This window comes from Pseudomonas sp. CH61, from assembly GCF_059429415.1.
In genome coordinates, this window is sequence record NZ_CM182098.1 from 1460431 (window position 1) to 1479043 (window position 18613).

The following is an 18613-nucleotide window of genomic DNA, read 5'->3' on the forward strand; positions in this document are numbered from 1 at the left end:
GTCGACTGATTCTAGGTGAGCGCTATGCTTGCCCAGATTGCTTGATAACGTGTCACCCTCCGGGACATTCCGGGGCATCAAAGAAATGATCGCGCGCGACATCTGTCGTCGTCGCGCGCAATGCCTTACGGCAGCGGTATTCAACATCTTCTCGCTGGCCGAGGAACGTTCAAACAAAGGATGAGGCTATGGTTCAAGTTCGCAAACTGGTGTTAGCAATAGCGGCCGCCTCGGCGCTGTCCTCCGGTATGGCGCATGCCCTCGGGCTCGGGGAGCTGACCCTGAAGTCGACCCTGAACCAGCCGCTGGTGGCTGAAATCGAGCTGCTCGACGTCAAGGATCTCACCGCTGCCGAAGTGGTGCCGAGCCTGGCTTCACCCGAAGATTTTGCCAAGGCCGGCGTCGATCGCCAGGCCTTCCTCAATGATCTGACATTTACCCCGGTACTCAGCGCCAGCGGCAAAAGCGTGCTGCGCGTAACCTCGAGCAAGCCGCTGTCGGAACCGATGGTCAAGTTCCTCGTGCAGGTGATGTGGCCGAACGGCCGTCTGCTGCGCGACTACAGTGTGCTGCTCGATCCGTCGAAGTTCTCGCCACAGACCGCTGACGCCGCTGCACAACCAGCGCCGTCGCAGACCATCGCAGCGCCGACCACTGGCGCTACGCATCCGACCCAATACACCACCACGCCGCGCGACACCCTGTGGGAAATCGCCGCGAAGGCGCGTACCGGCGGCTCGGTGCAGCAGACCATGCTGGCCATTCAAGCGCTGAACCCGGATGCGTTCATCGGCGGCAACATCAACCGTCTGAAAACTGGCCAAGTGCTGCGTCTGCCGGATGCGGTGCAAAGCACCGCGCTGCCGCAATCGAAAGCGATTGCTGAAGTCGCGGCGCAGAACGAAGCCTGGCGTCAGGGCCGTCGTTATGTGGCCAAACCAGGCACTGGCCAACAGCAACTCGATGCGACCAACCGTGGTCGTGGCAATACCGGTGCAGCACAGAACGCCCAGGACAATCTGAGTCTGGTTTCCGCCGAAAGCGCCAAGGCGCGCGGCAAAGGCCCGGCGGGTGACGCCAAGGCGCTGAGCAACAAGCTTGCGGTCACTCAGGAAAGCCTCGACACGACCCGTCGTGACAATGAGGAATTGAAAAGCCGCATGTCCGATCTGCAAAGCCAGATGGACAAGCTGCAAAAACTCATCGAGCTGAAGAATAATCAACTGGCGAAACTGCAGGCTGAAGGGGCGGGCGCAGTGCCGGCCGCCAACGCTGCTGCACCGGCGGTGCCTGCGATCACGGCTGAACTGGCTGCCACACCGCCGGCCACCCCGGCTGAAGCAGCGCCGACGCCAGAATCCGCCATTGCGCCGCCGGCTGAAACACCAGTCGTCGAGCCAGTGGTCGCACCAAAGCCGCCTGTCGATGAAGAGAAAACCTTCAATGAGCTGCTGACCAATCCGATCCTGCTGGGTCTGATCGGTGGCGGTGCTGTGGTTCTGGCGCTCCTGCTGTTGCTGCTGGCACGTCGCCGCAAGGCCCAGCAGGAAGCCGAGAAACATCTGCGCATGGCCCGCGCTCTGTCGGAAGAACAAGAGTTCTCCGCCGAGCAGGATCTGCCGGAAAGCAGCTTCGAAGGTCTGGAAACCCCGGCGGCCAGCGTCAAGCTCAACACCCCGGCACCTGCTCCGGCAGCCGTAGTGGCTCCGGTAGTCGCGCCGATCGTGATGGCTGAACCGATTGCTGCGCCGCTGGTGGCACCGGCCGCCGAACGTTCCGATGACGTTCTGGACAAGGCGCAATCGCACATCAACGCCGGTCGCCTGAATCAGGCTGCCGCGTTGCTGGAAGAGGGCGTTAGCCTGGAGCCGCAGCGCAGTGATCTGCGTCTGAAGCTGATGGAAGTCTACGGTCAGCAGGGCGACCGCGATGCCTTCGTCGGTCAGGAGCGTCAACTGGTCGCCAATGGCGACAACTTCGCCAAGGTCGAAGAGCTGAAAAGCCGCTTCCCGGCCATGGCCGTGGTCGCTGCTTCGGGTCTGGCCGCTGCTGCCGTGGCCGCCGAACTGGACGCGCAATACGTCAAGGATCTTCTGCTGGATGAGCCGGAAGCACCTGCGCCGGCGCCAGCGGAAGACGATCTGGACAGCGCGTTTGACCTGAGCCTGGACGATCTCGACAACATCACCCCGGTAGAGCCTGCGCCGGTGGTTGAACCTGAAGCGCCGGTCGAGCTGGACGAGTTTCCAGCGGACGACGACCTGAGCTTTGAATCGGTGCTGCAGCAGCAGACCGAGATCAAAGAAAACCTGGACGACCTGTCGGACTTCGACCTGGATATGGATCTGGGGGCCGAGCCGGCGCCTGCGGTTGATCTGGCGGACGATGATTTCCTGCTGGACCTGGACGAGGGCGTGAAGGATCTGCCGCCGGTCGAGGCGCCGGTGGTGGCTGACGTGCCACAGGATGATCTGGAACTGCCGGCCGATTTCGATCTGTCGCTGGCCGATGAAATGGACAGCAACCCAGCGGCCGAGCCTGATACGTTCGCTGCCGAACTGGACGACGTCAATGCTGAGCTGGATCGTCTGTCGCAAACCATTGCCGAGCCGACCTTCACCGAAGCTGATGCGGCAATCGGTGGTGATCTGGGGGAAGACGATTTCGACTTCCTCGCCGGCACTGATGAAGCCGCGACCAAGCTCGATCTCGCCCAGGCCTACATCGACATGGGCGACAGCGACGGCGCGCGCGACATCCTCAACGAAGTGTTGACCGAGGGTGACGAGAAGCAACGTGGTGAAGCCAAGGAAATGCTCTCGAACCTGGCGTAAGTTCACATCGGTAAATCAAAAACGGCAGCCCGGTGAGGCTGCCGTTTTTGTTTGTGCCGGATTCAGTGGTGTCTGAAGGATTGCTATCGCGAGCAGGCTCACTCCTACATTTGGAATGCGTTTCCCTGTAGGAGTGAGCCTGCTCGCGATAGGGCCAGAACTGCCAATAGAGAGTTCTGGCATCCCTGAACCACAACCTTATAATGCCCGCCTTTGCACAAACAGCAGGCTGTCCCACCTTGGCAAACATAGATAACCCGGTCGCCGAAATGGCCCCCGACGGCTTTTACCGCGTCGCGCTGGGCGTTGAGTACAAAGGCTCGCGCTACAGCGGCTGGCAGCGTCAGTTGACGGGTGTGGCGACGGTGCAGGAAGAGCTCGAAAAAGCCCTGTCGAAAGTCGCCAATTCACCGGTTTCGCTACAGTGCGCCGGGCGCACCGACGCCGGCGTGCATGCCTGCGGGCAAGTGGTGCATTTCGATACCACCGTCGATCGTTCGCTGAAAGCCTGGGTCATGGGCGCCAACATCAATCTGCCCCATGACATCAGCGTCAGTTGGGCGCGGGTGATGCCGGCGCATTTTCATGCGCGCTTCAAAGCCATCGCCCGGCGTTATCGCTATGTGATCTACAACGATCAGATCCGCCCGGCGCATCTCAACGAAGAGATCACCTGGAACCACCGTCCGCTGGACGTCGAGCGCATGGCAGAGGCCGCGCAGTACCTGATTGGCACCCACGATTTCAGTGCCTTCCGCGCCGGCCAGTGCCAGGCCAAGTCGCCGATCAAGAAGATGCATCACCTGCGCGTGACCCGCCACGGCAAGATGATCGTGCTCGACATCCGCGCCAATGCGTTTCTGCATCATATGGTGCGCAACATCGCCGGTGTGTTGATGACCATTGGTGCCGGCGAGCGTCCGGTGGAGTGGATGAAGGAAGTGCTGGAAAGTCGCGAGCGCCGTTCCGGTGGCGTTACGGCGCATCCGTACGGTCTGTATCTGGTGCAGGTCGAGTACCACGACGAATTCCCGTTGCCCGAGCGTTTTATCGGGCCACATTTCCTTACGGGTTTCTCCGAACTTGACGGCTGACGGCCTCGAACGCTTTTGTTACCATCCGGGACTTTCCCGGATTTTACCTCGGAGTTTTTCTCGACATGCCAGCCGTTCGCAGCAAGATCTGCGGGATTACCCGCATAGAAGATGCGCTGGCCGCCGTTGAGGCCGGAGCGGATGCGATCGGGTTCGTGTTCTACGCCAAGAGTCCACGCGCTGTCACCGTACAGCAGGCGCGGGCGATTATTCAGGCATTGCCGCCGTTCGTGACCACCGTGGGCCTGTTCGTCAACGCCAGCCGCTGCGAGTTGGGGGAAATCCTCGATGCCGTGCCGCTGGATCTGTTGCAGTTCCATGGCGATGAAGCTGTTGAAGATTGTGAGGGCTGGCATCGTCCGTACATCAAGGCGTTGCGGGTCAAGGCCGGCGATAACATAGCGGCGGCGGTTGATGCCTATCCGAGCGCCAGTGGCGTGCTGCTCGACACCTACGTTGAGGGCGTGCCCGGTGGAACCGGTGAGGCGTTTGACTGGTCATTGATTCCGCAAGGTTTGAGCAAACCGTTGATTCTGGCCGGTGGTTTGACCCCGGAGAACGTAGCAGACGCCGTGGCTCGGGTGAAACCGTACGCGGTAGACGTCAGCGGCGGGGTAGAGGCGAGCAAGGGCATCAAGGATCACGCAAAGATTCACGCGTTCATCAACGCGGTACGCAAAGCGCCATATTGATGTGACGGCTGGCAGTCTGCCGCCGTCCATCAATGCACTTGCACAAAGCAGGCGCGGCTGAGGGTTTCTGGATCGCACGCAGGTCATGTTTCGCGCTGATCGTGGCAGTCCGGCAACCATCGCCACACACATGAATTTAGCTGAAGGGCATACGCGGGGCTGCGAACCAGAGCGTTCGGGCCGCCGGTACTGGAGAAAGAAAGCATGAGCAACTGGTTAGTAGACAAACTGATCCCTTCGATCATGCGTTCCGAGGTCAAGAAGAGCTCGGTCCCTGAAGGTCTGTGGCACAAATGCCCGTCTTGCGAGGCGGTGTTGTATCGTCCAGAGCTGGAAAAGACCCTGGACGTTTGCCCTAAATGCAACCACCACATGCGCATCGGCGCACGTGCGCGCATCGACATCTTCCTCGATGCCGAAGGTCGCAACGAACTGGGCGCCGATCTGGAGCCGGTTGACCGTCTGAAATTCCGCGACGGCAAGAAGTACAAGGATCGCCTGACCGCTGCACAGAAGCAGACCGGCGAAAAAGATGCGCTGATCTCCGTCAGCGGCACCTTGCTGGGCATGCCCGTAGTGGTTTCGGCCTTTGAATTCGCTTTCATGGGCGGTTCCATGGGCGCCATCGTTGGTGAACGCTTCGTGCGCGCCGCCAACTACGCGCTGGAAAACCGCTGCCCGATGATCTGCTTCGCCGCCTCCGGTGGTGCGCGCATGCAGGAAGCGCTGATCTCGCTGATGCAGATGGCCAAGACTTCGGCGGTACTGGCGCGTCTGCGTGAAGAAGGCATTCCATTCATCTCCGTACTGACCGACCCGGTCTACGGCGGTGTTTCCGCGAGTCTGGCGATGCTCGGCGACGTGATCGTCGGTGAGCCGAAAGCCCTGATCGGCTTCGCTGGCCCGCGCGTTATCGAACAAACCGTACGTGAGAAGCTGCCGGAAGGCTTCCAGCGCAGCGAATTCCTGCTGGAGCACGGCGCGATCGACATGATCATCCACCGTCAGGAACTGCGCCCGCGTCTGGGTAACCTGCTAGCACAAATGACGGGCAAGCCGACGCCGAAATTCGTCGCCGCGCCAATCGAGCCGATCGTGGTTCCACCGGTCCCTGCTGGCCTATGACCGAGCGCACCCTTGGCGAATGGCTCGCCTACCTTGAGCAGTTGCATCCGTCGGCCATCGACATGGGTCTGGAGCGTTCGCAACAGGTAGCGTCCCGCATGGGGCTGGGCCAGCCGGCGCCTCGGGTGATCACGGTCACCGGCACCAACGGCAAGGGTTCGACCTGTGCTTTCGTGGCTTCCTTGCTGCGCGCGCAGGGCCTGAGCGTTGGTGTCTACAATTCTCCGCACCTGCTGCGTTACAACGAGCGGGTGCAGCTCAATGGCGTCGAAGCCACTGACGCACAGCTGTGCGAAGCCTTTGCAGCAGTCGAGGCCGGGCGCGGCGACACTTCCCTGACTTACTTCGAAATGGGCACCCTCGCGGCGTTCTGGCTGTTTCAGCAGGCCGGGCTTGATGCGGTGGTGCTGGAAGTCGGGCTGGGCGGGCGTCTGGACACGGTCAACGTGGTCGATGCCGATATCGCACTGGTCACCAGCATTGGCGTCGATCACGCCGATTATCTGGGCGACACCCGCGAATCCGTGGCTTTCGAGAAAGCCGGAATTTTCCGTCAGGGCAAACCTGCCTTGTGCGGCGATCTGAATCCTCCGCAACCGTTGCTCGACAAGGCGCGTGAACTGGCTTGTCCGTTCTTCCTGCGCGGGCGCGACTTCGATCTCGGCATCACTGATCAGCACTGGCAATGGCGCGGCACCGATGCGCGCGGTCAGGCTGTTGAGCTGCGTGACTTGCCGCTGCTCGATCTGCCGATGGAAAACGCCGCACTGGCGTTGCAGGCGTATCTGCTGCTCGGTTTGCCGTGGAATGCCCAGCAGATTGTCGCTGCGTTGCAGGCCACTCGCGTGGTCGGTCGTCTGGATCGTCGCTCCTTCGAGTGGAACGGCAAGCGCCTGAATCTGTTGCTGGATGTGGGACATAACCCGCATGCCGCCGAGTATCTGGCCCGCCGTCTGGCCTCGCGACCACCGGTCGGCAAGCGTCTGGCGGTATTTGGTCTGCTGGCCGACAAGGATCTGGATGGTGTTGTCAGCGAATTGAATGCTAGTGTCGAGCATTGGGCGGTGGCGCCGCTGGATTCGCCGCGCGCACGTCCAGTGGCTGAATTAAACGCTGCCTTGCAGAACCTTGGCGCTGCGGTCACGTCTTACGACAGTGTCGCCGCCGCCCTGGAAGGGCAGTGCGCGGTGGCTACAAGCGACGACGAGATTCTGTTGTTCGGATCATTTTATTGTGTCGCCGAGGCCCTTGAATGGCTGGCCCGGCGCTCCACGGAGGAAGCGGCAAATGGCTTTGCTGGATAAAGCGTACAAGCAGCGCATGGTTGGCGCTCTGGTGCTGGTTGCGCTGGCGGTGATCTTCCTGCCGATGCTGTTTTCCCGTCAGGACGAGCAGCGTCAGGTAACTGTCGAAGCGCCGGCCGCTCCGCAAGCGCCTGTCGTGCCGCAAGTGCAAATGGAAACGGTGGCTGTTCCCGAGCCGCAAGCCTTGCCGCAAGAACCTGTGCCGACAGATGAAGAAGTCGCAGAAGAGGCGGCGCCTGCCGCACCCGTTGCGCCGGCACCGGCACCGGCAGCGCCCATTATGATCACCAAGCCTGTTGCGCCGCCGGCGGTGGCCAAGCCGATTCCTGCGCCTGCCCAGCCGATTACCTCTGCATCGAGTAAGCCCGACACCACGCAAAGCCGCGTCGATGCCAACGGCCTGTCGGTGAGCTGGTCGGTGCAACTGGCCAGTCTGTCGAGCCGCGCCAGCGCCGAAAGCCTGCAGAAAACCCTGCGCAGCCAAGGTTATAACGCCTACATCCGCTCTGCCGACGGCAAAAATCGGGTGTTTGTCGGCCCGCTGATCGAGCGTGCCGAGGCTGATCGTCTGCGTGATCTGTTGGGTCGTCAGCAGAACCTCAAAGGGTTTGTCGTGCGCTTCCAGCCTGAGCGCGGCTAAAAACTATCACCTCGATTGAAATGCACTGACAATCGCAGCTTACCGAGAGGCATGCGCTCTGCTAAAATGCGCCGCCTTATCCGTCTGTAGGCTGCACTGTGCCATTTACCTGGGTTGACTGGGCGATCGTTGCAATCATCGCCATCTCCGCTTTGATCAGTTTGAGCCGCGGCTTCGTCAAGGAAGCATTATCGCTGGTGACCTGGATCATCGCAGGAGTCGTCGCCTGGATGTTCGGTGGCTCATTGTCCGAGTACCTCGCCGGATACATCGAAACCCCATCGGCTCGCGTGATCTCGGGCTGTGCCATCATGTTTGTCGCCACACTGATCGTGGGCGCAATGATCAATTATCTTATCGGCGAGTTGGTTCGCGTCACCGGGTTGTCCGGGACCGATCGATTCCTCGGCATGGCCTTCGGCGCTGCGCGTGGCGTGTTGCTGGTGGTCGTGGCGGTCGGGCTGTTGAGCCTGGGGCCGGTACAGCAGGACGGGTGGTGGAAAGAATCACAGCTCGTACCAAAATTTCTATTGGTCGCTGATTGGTCCAAAAACCTGATTCTCGGGTGGAGCAGTCAGTGGCTTGCCAGCGGAATCAGCGTACCCGCTGATATTCCGTTCAAGGAGCAACTCTTGCCGTCGGCGAAAACGCCTCAGTGAGTGTTGTTCAGTTCAGATCCATTAAGTAGGGGTTGCGTCGCATGTGTGGCATCGTCGGTATCGTCGGTAAGTCGAACGTCAATCAGGCGCTGTATGACGCGCTAACCGTGCTCCAGCACCGCGGCCAGGACGCTGCCGGTATCGTGACCAGCCATGATGGCCGGTTGTTCCTGCGCAAGGACAATGGCCTGGTGCGTGACGTGTTTCAGCAGCGTCACATGCAGCGTCTGGTCGGCCACATGGGTATCGGCCACGTCCGTTATCCGACCGCGGGCAGCTCGACTTCGGCCGAAGCCCAGCCGTTTTACGTCAACTCGCCTTACGGCATCACCCTGGCGCACAACGGTAACCTGACCAACGTTGAACAGTTGGCCAAAGAGATCTACGAATCCGATCTGCGTCACGTCAACACCAGTTCCGATTCGGAAGTGCTGCTCAACGTGTTCGCTCACGAGCTGGCCCAGCGCGGCAAGCTGCAGCCGACCGAAGAAGACGTGTTTGCCGCCGTGACCGACGTGCACAACCGTTGTGTCGGTGGTTACGCAGTAGTCGCCATGGTGACCGGTTACGGCATCGTCGGTTTCCGTGACCCGCACGGCATCCGTCCGATCGTGTTCGGCCAGCGTCACACCGACGAAGGCGTCGAGTACATGATCGCCTCGGAAAGCGTTTCGCTGGACGTGCTCGGTTTCACCCTGATTCGCGACCTGGCCCCGGGTGAAGCGGTCTACATCACTGAAGACGGCAAGCTGCACACCCGTCAGTGCGCGACCAACCCCTCTCTGACCCCGTGCATTTTCGAACACGTCTACCTGGCGCGCCCGGATTCGATCATCGACGGCGTGTCGGTCTATAAGGCCCGTCTGCGCATGGGCGAGAAGCTCGCCGAGAAGATCCTGCGCGAGCGTCCAGAGCACGATATCGACGTGGTTATCCCGATTCCGGACACCAGTCGCACTGCGGCACTGGAGCTGGCCAACCACTTGGGCGTGAAATTCCGCGAAGGTTTCGTCAAGAACCGTTACATCGGTCGTACCTTCATCATGCCGGGCCAGGCGGCTCGCAAGAAATCGGTACGCCAGAAGCTCAACGCCATCGAGCTGGAATTCCGCGGCAAGAACGTGATGCTGGTCGACGACTCGATCGTGCGCGGCACCACCTGCAAGCAGATCATCCAGATGGCCCGTGAAGCCGGCGCGAAAAACGTCTACTTCTGCTCGGCAGCCCCAGCGGTACGCTTCCCGAACGTGTATGGCATCGACATGCCAAGCGCCCACGAGCTGATCGCACACAACCGTTCGACTCAGGACGTGGCGGATCTGATCGGCGCTGACTGGCTGATCTATCAGGACTTGCCTGACTTGATCGAAGCGGTCGGTGGCGGCAAGATCAAGATCGAGAACTTCGATTGCGCGGTGTTCGACGGCAAGTACGTCACCGGCGACGTCGACGAGGCGTACCTGAACAAGATCGAGCAGGCGCGTAACGACTCCTCGAAGATCAAGACCCAAGCGGTCAGTGCGATCATCGATCTGTACAACAACTGAGTTATCACCGGCCCTGAGGGGCCGGTTTTGTATCTGACTTTCAATTTTCGCGAACAGGGCAAGGAGTGACAGCATGAGTCAGGAATGGGATGCCGGTCGGCTGGACAGCGACCTCGAAGGCGTAGCGTTCGACACCCTGGCCGTACGTGCCGGTCAGCACCGTACGCCGGAAGGCGAACACGGTGATCCGATGTTCTTCACCTCCAGCTACGTGTTCCGCACCGCTGCCGACGCGGCCGCGCGGTTTGCTGGCGAAGTGCCGGGCAACGTTTACTCGCGTTACACCAACCCGACCGTGCGCGCGTTCGAAGAGCGCATTGCTGCGCTGGAAAGCGCTGAGCAAGCTGTTGCCACCGCAACCGGCATGGCCGCGATCATGGCAGTGGTGATGAGCCTGTGCAGTGCCGGTGATCACGTACTGGTTTCGCGCAGCGTATTCGGCTCGACCATCAGCCTGTTCGAGAAGTACTTCAAGCGTTTCGGTGTGGAAGTTGATTACGTGCCATTGGCTGACCTGTCAGCCTGGGATGCGGCGATCAAGCCGAACACCAAACTGCTTTTCGTCGAATCGCCATCCAACCCTCTGGCTGAGCTGGTCGATATCGCCGCACTGGCGGAAATCGCTCACGCCAAAGGCGCGATGCTGGTAGTCGACAACTGCTTCTGCACCCCGGCGTTGCAACAGCCGCTGAAAATGGGTGCCGACATCGTCGTGCATTCGGCGACCAAGTTCATCGACGGCCAGGGGCGTTGCATGGGCGGTGTGGTAGCCGGTCGCAGCGAGCAGATGAAAGAAATCGTCGGCTTCCTGCGCACCGCCGGGCCGACCCTGAGCCCGTTCAATGCGTGGATCTTCCTCAAAGGTTTGGAAACCCTGAGCCTGCGGATGAAGGCGCACTGCGCCAACGCCCAAGAGCTGGCCGAATGGCTGGAGCAGCAGGACGGTATCGAGAAGGTGCATTACGCCGGTCTCAAGAGCCATCCGCAGCACGAACTGGCCCAACGTCAGCAGAAGGGCTTCGGCGCGGTAGTGAGTTTTGAGGTCAAGGGTGGCAAAGAGGGCGCGTGGCGCTTTATCGATGCGACTCGACTGATTTCGATCACCGCCAACCTTGGCGACAGCAAAACCACCATCACGCACCCGAGCACCACCTCTCACGGCCGTCTGGCGCCGCAGGAGCGTGAGGCAGCAGGCATCCGTGACAGCCTGATCCGTATTGCGGTCGGTCTGGAAGACGTTGCTGACCTGCAAGCCGACCTGGCGCGCGGTCTGGCAGCGCTGTGATCGAGTTGTCCACTCCGAAAGCCGGTACCCATGGCCGCGTTGCGCTGGTCACGGGTGCCGCGCGCGGTATCGGTCTGGGGATCGCGGCGTGGCTGATCAGCGAAGGCTGGCAAGTGGTGCTGACGGATCTGGATCGTGCGCGCGGTTCGAAAGTGGCTAAGGTACTGGGCGAAAACGCCTGGTTCATCGCCATGGATGTTGCCGATGAGGGCCTGGTAGCGCTCGGTGTTGCTGAAGTGCTGGGGCAGTTTGGTCGCCTCGATGCGCTGGTGTGCAACGCGGCGGTCGCCGATCCGCACAACATCACTCTGGAAAGCCTCGATCTGGCTTACTGGAATCGCGTGCTGGCGGTAAACCTCAGTGGGCCGATGCTGTTGGCCAAGCACTGTGCGCCGTACCTGCGCGCGCATAACGGGTCGATCGTCAATCTGGCCTCGACCCGTGCACGGCAGTCGGAGGCGGACTCCGAGGCGTATGCGGCGAGCAAGGGCGGCTTGTTGGCGCTGACGCATGCGCTGGCAATCAGTCTGGGGCCGGAGATTCGCGTCAATGCAGTCAGCCCGGGCTGGATCGATGCGCGGGATCCCTCTGCGCGTCGGGCCGAGCCTTTGGCCGAAGCTGATCATGCTCAGCATCCAGCGGGCAGGGTAGGGACGGTTGAAGATGTGGCGGCCATGGTTGCGTGGTTGCTGTCGAGGAATGCCGGGTTTGTCACCGGGCAGGAATTCGTCGTCGATGGCGGTATGACGAAAAAGATGATCTATAGCGAGTAGATCGCCTTTTTCTGTGAGTTTGCGTTGAATGAACTGACGCTTTCGCGAGCAGGCTCGCTCCCACATTTGGAATGCATACCCCTTGTGGGAGCGAGCTTGCTCGCGAAGGCGGTCTTGCAGGATGGAAACAATTTCGTCTTTTTTAGAAAAACTTCAATCCTGCTATTGACTTAGGTTCGCTACCTGCGTAAATTTCGCGGCCTCGGAGATGCAAACGGGTGATTAGCTCAGCTGGGAGAGCGTCTGCCTTACAAGCAGAATGTCGGCGGTTCGATCCCGTCATCACCCACCACTCCCCGAGAAACTTGCGTAAGCAAGAGCGTAGGCTGAAAGTGCCTGCACCGACGCGCAGCGGTAGTTCAGTCGGTTAGAATACCGGCCTGTCACGCCGGGGGTCGCGGGTTCGAGTCCCGTCCGCTGCGCCATATTTTACGAATCAGGCTTGTCTGGTTCGCGATTGCAAAGCACCGAAGCTTGCAGTCAAAACGAGTTACTTGAGCGCAAGCTCAAAGCGATACGCAGCGGTAGTTCAGTCGGTTAGAATACCGGCCTGTCACGCCGGGGGTCGCGGGTTCGAGTCCCGTCCGCTGCGCCATATCTGCTCCAAGGACCACTGAACGCCTTGAAGCACCGAAAGCAACCCTTGGTTGATTCGGAATCGATAGCAAAGACCCTGGTCGAAAGACCGGGGTTTTTTGTGTCTGAAATTTGGCTATTCCCCTCTTATTCGCCTGCCCCAACTCCTGAAGCCAACACAAATCCCTGTAGGAGTGAGCCTGCTCGCGATAGCGTCAGTTCAGCCATGCTGCTGGTGACTGACACTCCGCCATCGCGAGCAGGCTCACTCCTACAAGTGTCTATCCGCCTGCTGCGGTGCCACGTCGCATTGATTTTTTGATTCTTTAGTCAAATTTTTGTAACTGGTTGTTTGCTGCGAGCGCAGAAACCTTTAAAGTTAACCTTTCGGTCAGCTTTGCACTGTCAACACGCCCTTTGTTTCGCCAAAGAGGGCTTCTGCAAGACTCGAGATTCCCCAGTAGATAACCAGAAGGGCGGATACATAACCGCCCAGAGGATGATCCATGTCCAACCGTGATATATCCCGGCGCTCGTTCCTCCAGGGCGGGCTGGTGGCGGGTGTGAGCGTCACGCTCACGCCGCTCAGCAGTCAGGCGCTGGCTGCCTTGATGGAAAACACTGTCACCGTGCCGTCCGAGAAGTGGCTCGGCAGCAACGGCAAGGCGCGTCAGCGTAACGACGCACTGTCCAAGGTCTGCGGCAGCAAAGTCTTCGCCCGCGACATCCGCTCCAAGGACATGCCGGGCTGGCCCGAGCAGCAAGGCCACGCCATGCTGCTGAAAACCATCAAGGCTGACCGCATCTACGCCGGTTACGACCTGTCGTGGCTCGGCGCCGATTTGCAGCCGGACCGCATCGTCACCGCTGCGGATCTGGACAAGGACGGCATTGTCTTCCCGGAGGAGCACGCGCCTGATCCGCTGCTGCCAGAAGGCAAGGTGCCGATGTTCATCGGTCACCCGGTGGCGATCCTGATCTGGAATGACTTCGAGCGTTTCCGTCAGGCCAAGAACAAACTCAAATTCAATGACAAAGCGATTCGTTACGGTGCACAAGTGCCGTTCTACGAAGGCGATCCCTACGGTAGCTTCCGCTACGTACGTGTGGGCGGCGCGACTTCGGCCGACGAAGACGAATTCGCCAGCCTGAAGGACTCGATCCTCTTTCCGATGCTGAAAAACCGTCGTCCGGTGTGGAATTCCCAGCCGAATCTGCACGGCAATCTGACCGAGCGTGGCTTGTTCTACGCTGACCGCATGAAGCAAGAGATCGATACGCCGCCGGACAACTGGCTGGTGTTCGACGAGCGCTACAAAACCCCGTCGATCGAACCGGCCGCCATGGAGCCGGACAACGGCAACGGCTGGTACGACCCGAAAACCAAAACCCTGCACTTCGTGGTGGCTACCCAGTGCCCGCTGGAAGCTGCGACCGAGACCGCGAAAATGATCGCGCCGTCGCGCTTCGGCCTCGACAATCTGAACATGCACCCGGGTTACACCGTCGGTTACGGTTCCAAAGATCACAACATCTTCGTTTACTACGCAGCCCTTGCTGCGCTGTACGGCGCCGGCGTGCCAGTGCGTCTGGCCAACGACCGCTACGAACAATTCCAGAGCGGCATCAAGCGTCACCCGTTCGACATCCGCTACCAATTGGCCGTGGACAAGAACGACTACAGCTTCAAGATTTTCCGCTCTGAAATGAGCGTCGACGGTGGTGGCCGCATCAACTACAGCCCATCGGTAGCTGCGGTTGGCGCCACGGCCGCGCAGTCGATCTACTACATGCCGCAGAACGATCTGCAAGTCACCGCCTACCACTCGCGTGGTGTTGAGGCAGGTTCGATGCGCGGTTACGGCACCCTGCAAAGCATGGCGGCGACCGAGATGATGGTCGACGAAATCGCCAACCGTCTCGGTGTCGATGCGATTGACCTGCGTCGCAAGAACGCCCTGCGTTCCGGCATGAAAAACACTCAGGGCGCGATCCCGGCCGGTGCCTTGCGCCTGCACGAAATCCTCGACAAGGCCTCGGTGCACGAGGTCTGGAAAAACCGCGACGCGATCAAGAAACAGCGCGAAGCCGCCGACCCGGACAACTGGTACGGCGTTGGTTTCGCCATCTGCCAGAAAGACTTTGGCACCGGCTCCGAAGCGCCGATGGCCAGCATCGAATTCACTGCTGACGGTCGCATCACCTTGCGCCACATCGGCATTGAAATCGGCACCGGCATGTCCACCTCGCAAGCCCTGGTCGTGGCCGATTTCCTCGGCAGCCCGGCGCACGAAGTGAAGACCGGCGAAACCGAATGGAAGGAAATGCAGCTGATTACCAGCGGCAACCCTTACATCATGAGCCAGGCCGAACAGGACAACCTGCTGCGCAACCCGCGCTGGGTCGGCAAGTTGGCTTCGGCTTCGTCTGCGACCAACTCGGCGTACTACTTCAGCCACGCCACCCGTGAAGCGGCGCGCGTGCTGTTCAACAACGGTTTGTGGCCGGCGGCCATGGAAATCTGGCGTCAGGGTCCTTACGGCGGTCAAGCCAACCCTTACGTGGTGCGTCGCGAAGATGCGCACTGGGTCGACGGCAAGCTCACCGCCAACGGCATGCAGCCGTTGAGCTTCGAAGAGCTGGCCAAACACGCTCACGAGCGTGGCTTGGTGACCGGGGCCACCGTTCACGCGTTCAACCGCTGGAGTTGGGCTGAAGCCGAATACAGCATCGACGGTGTGCGCGAGCGTCTGCCGCTCGATGGTCTCGCCGTGAAATACGGTGACGGCGCGCCGAAAGCGAAGAAAGCGTTGATGACCACATCTGGTTTCCACCTGTTGGATCGCCAGAACATCAATTATCCGGTTGTTCAGCTGAACAACGCTGCCGTGACTTACTACAGCCCGGTCGCCACGCTGGTCGAGCTGAAGGTCAACAAGGGTTCTGCCGAAGTCGAAGTGCTCAACCACCATTCGTGGGTCGAGTGCGGTCGTGTGTTGGTCGAGGAACTGGTCAAGGGCCAGCTCGAAGGCGGTATTGCCATGGGCATCGGCCACGCCTTGATGGAAGAGATGCCGCTGTACGAAGGTGGACCGGGGGAGGGTGACTGGAACTTCAACCGTTACCGTCTGCCGATGGCGCGTCACGTTGCCGTGTGGAAGCAGACGTCGGAGATTCTCCCGGCGCTGTCGCCGAGCGACCCGTCGAAAGGCATCGCCGAAGTGGTGATGATCCCGATTGTCGGTGCCATCGGTAACGCCGTGGCGCACGCCATCGGTAAACGTGTTCGCGATCTGCCAATCACTGCTGCGCGCATCAAGGAGGCCCTCAATGGCTAACCGTCCGCTTCAACTGACCCTCAATGGTCAATCCGTCGGCCCGGTGGACATCCCTGATGACCTGCCGATGATCGACTACCTGCACGAATATAAAAACCTCACCGGCTCGCGTCTGGGCTGCGGCCAGGGCATCTGCCACGCCTGTGTGGTGATCGTCGACAACCCGGACGGCACCAGCGAAGAAGTGCGCACCTGCATCACCGGCGCGCATTACTTCGAAGGCAAGAAAGTCCGCACCATCGAAGCTCACGCCAAGCGTGATGAGGCGGGCCAGGTCACCGAACTGAACCCGATCCAGCAGCGCTTCGTCGATGAGTTCGCGTTCCAGTGCAGCTACTGCGCGCCGGGCTTCGTCAACGCTGCGACCGTGCTGGTTGAAAAGCTGCAGCGCCAGCCGATCTTACAAAGCAAGCTCGAACAAGTCATCGAGGACAGCCTTGGCCATCACGTCTGCCGTTGCACCGGGTACGTGCGTTATTACAACGCCACCCGCAACGTGCTGACCGATCTCGGCCTGGTCAAGGAGGGTTAAGCATGAAGCTTTTTCTGACCCGCCTGACCCTGGCGGTCGGCCTCGCTGCGCCGGTGTTGTTTGCCCACGCCGATGATCAGGTCAAGCGCGGCGAGTATCTCGCTCGCGCCGCTGACTGCATGGCTTGCCACACTGCACCGGGCGGCGCGCCGTTTGCCGGCGGCCTGCCGATCGTCTCGCCGTTCGGCACGATCTATGGCACCAACATCACCCCGAGCAAAGAGCACGGCATCGGTTTGTACAGCGACGACGAGTTCTTCGCGGCGCTGACCGAAGGTAAGCGTCGCGATGGCGCGAACCTCTATCCGGCGATGCCGTATACCTCGTATCACCTGATGCCGCGTGCAGATTCGGATGCGATCCATGCCTACCTGAAAACCATCGAACCGATCGAGCGCGCAGCTCCGGTTACCAGCCTGAGCTTCCCGTTCAACGTGCGTCCGGGCCTGATCGGCTGGAACATGATGTACGGCAAAGCGCTGAAGCTGGAGCCAGCCGAAGGCAAAAGCGAAGCCTGGAAACGCGGCCAGTACATGGTCGAAGTCCTCGGTCACTGCGGTGAGTGCCACACGCCCCGCGGCCTGCCGGGTGCGATGCAGTTGGACAAGCGTCTGACTGGCGGCATCCTCAATGGTTACCTGGCGCCGAGCCTGTTGGCCACTGATCTGGCTGCGCGCGGCTGGAACGAGCAGGATCTGGCCACGTTCCTCAAGCACGGCATGAGCGCGCAGGGGACGATGTTCAACGAAATGTTCCCGGTGTTTCACAACAGCACGCAAGGCCTGAGCGATACCGATCTGGCAGCGATGGCGACCTTCCTGCTCGGCGACAAACCGCCAGCCGCCAAAGCCCTCGTCGAAGTGCCAGTAGAGAAACTCAGCGCCAGCGCCCAGCGCGGACAGCAGGAGTACCTGAACGTCTGCGCCGGCTGTCACGCGGTCGGTGGCGAAGGCAAGCCGCACATCGCGGTGGCCATGCGCGGCAACACCACGTTGCGCCTCGAAGATCCACGCAATCTGTTGCGGGTGATCGAGGATGGTATTGGCGAACAGAAGTTCTCCGGGTTCGAGCACATGCAACCAATGCCGGGTTTCGCTGACAAGCTCAGTCCTGAACAGCTGACCGATCTGCTCAACTACCTGCGTCAAGGTTGGGGTGGTCAGTCCGCTGAACTGGCGGTGAGCGACGTGCAGAAACTGCAAGCCGACGCACCGTCCATCGAGCACAAGGCGCACTGACATGCAGCATCTCGATCTACAAGTGGTTCGTCGGGCGCTGGAGTGGTCGGTGGCGGGGCAGCGCATCTGGCTCTGCACCGTGCTGACCACTTACGGCTCGGCACCGCGTGCGCCGGGTTCGCTGCTGGCGGTGAACGATGGCGGACAGTGGATCGGCTCGCTGTCCGGCGGTTGCGTCGAGGAAGATTTTCTCGAGCGCGTCGCCGAAGGTGCGTTTATCGATGCGGTCAACGTCGTGCGTTACGGCGAAGGCGATGATCCGCGTTCGCGGGTCAGCCTGCCTTGTGGCGGCATTCTTGATGTGCTGGTTGAGAAATTTGACGCTGACTGTGAAGTACAGGCGCATTTGCGTGAATTGGAGTCGGCGCTGCTCGGTCAGCGGCGCTTGATTCGCGAGGTTGATCTGGCCAGCGGTGCGCGCAGTCTGTTCGCTGATCGCGAGCAGGGTGCGCGGATCGAGCGTGAGATTGATCGTGTGCGCATTCGTGTCGGCGCGGCCCAGCGCTTGTTGCTTGCCGGGTATTCCAGTGTGGCGCAGGCGTGTGCCGAGTTTGCCGTTGGATTGGGTTTTGAGGTGATTCTCTGTGATCCGCGCGATGAAGTGCTGGAAGGCGTGGCGCTGGATGGCGTGGAAATTCGTCGGCAATTGCCATCGGTGTTTATTGCCGACGGTGGCTGTCATCGTGATACGGCGGTCGTGGCGCTAACCCACGATCCACGTATCGACGACTTGGCGATGATGGAAGCGGTGCGCACTGAAGCCTTTTACATTGGCGTGATGGGTTCGCAGCAGACGTCGCAAAAGCGCTTCGAGCGGTTACGTCGGATTGGCGGCTTGGGCGAGGCTGAGCTGGCGCGGATTCATGCGCCGATTGGTCTGAACCTCGGCAGCAAGACGCCGGCGGAAATCGCGCTGGCGGTGCTGGCGGATATCTTGCGCATCCGCAGCGGGATTGCTCGGGATCAGCTCTGAAAC

The 18613-nt window shown here is 60.6% G+C and carries 14 protein-coding genes and 3 tRNA genes; all 17 read left to right on the forward strand.

Translation table 11 applies throughout. The features are described from left to right. Positions 1 to 188: 188 nt before the first annotated feature. On the forward strand, positions 189 to 2834 hold the full coding sequence (locus AC5SEM_RS06470; protein WP_495472420.1) for a motility hub landmark protein FimV: 2646 nt from the start codon (positions 189 to 191) through the stop codon (positions 2832 to 2834). Positions 2835 to 3103: 269 nt separating this feature from the next. Further along, positions 3104 to 3928 (forward strand): tRNA pseudouridine(38-40) synthase TruA, encoded by an 825-nt coding sequence (truA, locus tag AC5SEM_RS06475; protein WP_034152768.1) that lies wholly within the window; start codon positions 3104 to 3106, stop codon positions 3926 to 3928. A gap of 65 nt (positions 3929 to 3993) precedes the next feature. Next, positions 3994 to 4620 carry a phosphoribosylanthranilate isomerase gene (locus tag AC5SEM_RS06480; protein WP_495472421.1) on the forward strand — a complete coding sequence of 209 codons (627 nt, stop codon included), beginning with the start codon at positions 3994 to 3996 and terminating at the stop codon, positions 4618 to 4620. Positions 4621 to 4824: 204 nt separating this feature from the next. Beyond that, a complete protein-coding gene (accD, locus tag AC5SEM_RS06485) occupies positions 4825 to 5745 on the forward strand; it encodes an acetyl-CoA carboxylase, carboxyltransferase subunit beta (RefSeq protein ID WP_007913458.1) in 921 nt (306 codons plus the stop codon). Continuing rightward, complete coding sequence (gene folC / locus AC5SEM_RS06490; protein WP_212622553.1) at positions 5742 to 7049, forward strand: bifunctional tetrahydrofolate synthase/dihydrofolate synthase; 1308 nt, start codon at positions 5742 to 5744, stop codon at positions 7047 to 7049. Before accD ends, folC begins: the two co-directional genes overlap by 4 nt. Further along, positions 7033 to 7689, forward strand: coding sequence for an SPOR domain-containing protein (locus tag AC5SEM_RS06495; RefSeq protein WP_137217991.1), 657 nt, complete (start codon positions 7033 to 7035; stop codon positions 7687 to 7689). The genes folC and AC5SEM_RS06495 overlap by 17 nt, the downstream gene beginning before the upstream one ends. Positions 7690 to 7787: 98 nt before the next feature. Then, the gene (locus AC5SEM_RS06500; protein WP_495472422.1) at positions 7788 to 8348 is read left to right on the forward strand and encodes a CvpA family protein; all 561 of its coding nucleotides are present in this window, start codon (positions 7788 to 7790) and stop codon (positions 8346 to 8348) included. 41 nt (positions 8349 to 8389) lie between these two features. Further along, positions 8390 to 9895 carry an amidophosphoribosyltransferase gene (purF, locus tag AC5SEM_RS06505; protein WP_007913462.1) on the forward strand — a complete coding sequence of 502 codons (1506 nt, stop codon included), beginning with the start codon at positions 8390 to 8392 and terminating at the stop codon, positions 9893 to 9895. A 73-nt stretch (positions 9896 to 9968) separates the two neighbouring features. Further along, complete coding sequence (locus tag AC5SEM_RS06510) at positions 9969 to 11180, forward strand: O-succinylhomoserine sulfhydrylase (RefSeq protein ID WP_471894406.1); 1212 nt, start codon at positions 9969 to 9971, stop codon at positions 11178 to 11180. After that, complete coding sequence (locus AC5SEM_RS06515) at positions 11177 to 11953, forward strand: SDR family oxidoreductase (protein WP_495472423.1); 777 nt, start codon at positions 11177 to 11179, stop codon at positions 11951 to 11953. The genes AC5SEM_RS06510 and AC5SEM_RS06515 overlap by 4 nt, the downstream gene beginning before the upstream one ends. Before the next feature lie 216 nt (positions 11954 to 12169). Further along, a tRNA-Val gene (locus AC5SEM_RS06520) sits at positions 12170 to 12245 on the forward strand. A 56-nt stretch (positions 12246 to 12301) separates the two neighbouring features. After that, positions 12302 to 12378: transfer RNA gene (locus AC5SEM_RS06525), tRNA-Asp, on the forward strand. A gap of 93 nt (positions 12379 to 12471) precedes the next feature. Further along, a tRNA-Asp gene (locus AC5SEM_RS06530) sits at positions 12472 to 12548 on the forward strand. A 487-nt stretch (positions 12549 to 13035) separates the two neighbouring features. After that, positions 13036 to 15867 carry a xanthine dehydrogenase family protein molybdopterin-binding subunit gene (locus AC5SEM_RS06535; protein ID WP_495472424.1) on the forward strand — a complete coding sequence of 944 codons (2832 nt, stop codon included), beginning with the start codon at positions 13036 to 13038 and terminating at the stop codon, positions 15865 to 15867. Beyond that, entirely contained in the window at positions 15860 to 16399 is a 540-nt protein-coding gene (locus tag AC5SEM_RS06540) for a (2Fe-2S)-binding protein (RefSeq protein ID WP_495472425.1), read from the forward strand. Before AC5SEM_RS06535 ends, AC5SEM_RS06540 begins: the two co-directional genes overlap by 8 nt. A 2-nt stretch (positions 16400 to 16401) precedes the next feature. After that, a complete protein-coding gene (locus AC5SEM_RS06545; RefSeq protein WP_495472426.1) occupies positions 16402 to 17637 on the forward strand; it encodes a c-type cytochrome in 1236 nt (411 codons plus the stop codon). Between the two features lies 1 nt (position 17638). Continuing rightward, positions 17639 to 18610, forward strand: coding sequence for an XdhC family protein (locus AC5SEM_RS06550; RefSeq protein ID WP_077571935.1), 972 nt, complete (start codon positions 17639 to 17641; stop codon positions 18608 to 18610). Positions 18611 to 18613 lie beyond the last annotated feature (3 nt).

Bases quoted from the DNA above. Each gene is read 5' to 3' on its own strand.
- AC5SEM_RS06510 (WP_471894406.1), top strand. From the start codon at position 9,969: ATGAGTCAGGAATGGGATGCCGGTCGGCTGGACAGCGACCTCGAAGGC.
- accD (WP_007913458.1), top strand. From the start codon at position 4,825: ATGAGCAACTGGTTAGTAGACAAACTGATCCCTTCGATCATGCGTTCC.
- truA (WP_034152768.1), top strand. From the start codon at position 3,104: ATGGCCCCCGACGGCTTTTACCGCGTCGCGCTGGGCGTTGAGTACAAA.
- purF (WP_007913462.1), top strand. From the start codon at position 8,390: ATGTGTGGCATCGTCGGTATCGTCGGTAAGTCGAACGTCAATCAGGCG.
- AC5SEM_RS06470 (WP_495472420.1), top strand. From the start codon at position 189: ATGGTTCAAGTTCGCAAACTGGTGTTAGCAATAGCGGCCGCCTCGGCG.
- AC5SEM_RS06545 (WP_495472426.1), top strand. From the start codon at position 16,402: ATGAAGCTTTTTCTGACCCGCCTGACCCTGGCGGTCGGCCTCGCTGCG.
- folC (WP_212622553.1), top strand. From the start codon at position 5,742: ATGACCGAGCGCACCCTTGGCGAATGGCTCGCCTACCTTGAGCAGTTG.
- AC5SEM_RS06550 (WP_077571935.1), top strand. From the start codon at position 17,639: ATGCAGCATCTCGATCTACAAGTGGTTCGTCGGGCGCTGGAGTGGTCG.
- AC5SEM_RS06495 (WP_137217991.1), top strand. From the start codon at position 7,033: ATGGCTTTGCTGGATAAAGCGTACAAGCAGCGCATGGTTGGCGCTCTG.
- AC5SEM_RS06540 (WP_495472425.1), top strand. From the start codon at position 15,860: ATGGCTAACCGTCCGCTTCAACTGACCCTCAATGGTCAATCCGTCGGC.
- AC5SEM_RS06535 (WP_495472424.1), top strand. From the start codon at position 13,036: ATGTCCAACCGTGATATATCCCGGCGCTCGTTCCTCCAGGGCGGGCTG.
- AC5SEM_RS06480 (WP_495472421.1), top strand. From the start codon at position 3,994: ATGCCAGCCGTTCGCAGCAAGATCTGCGGGATTACCCGCATAGAAGAT.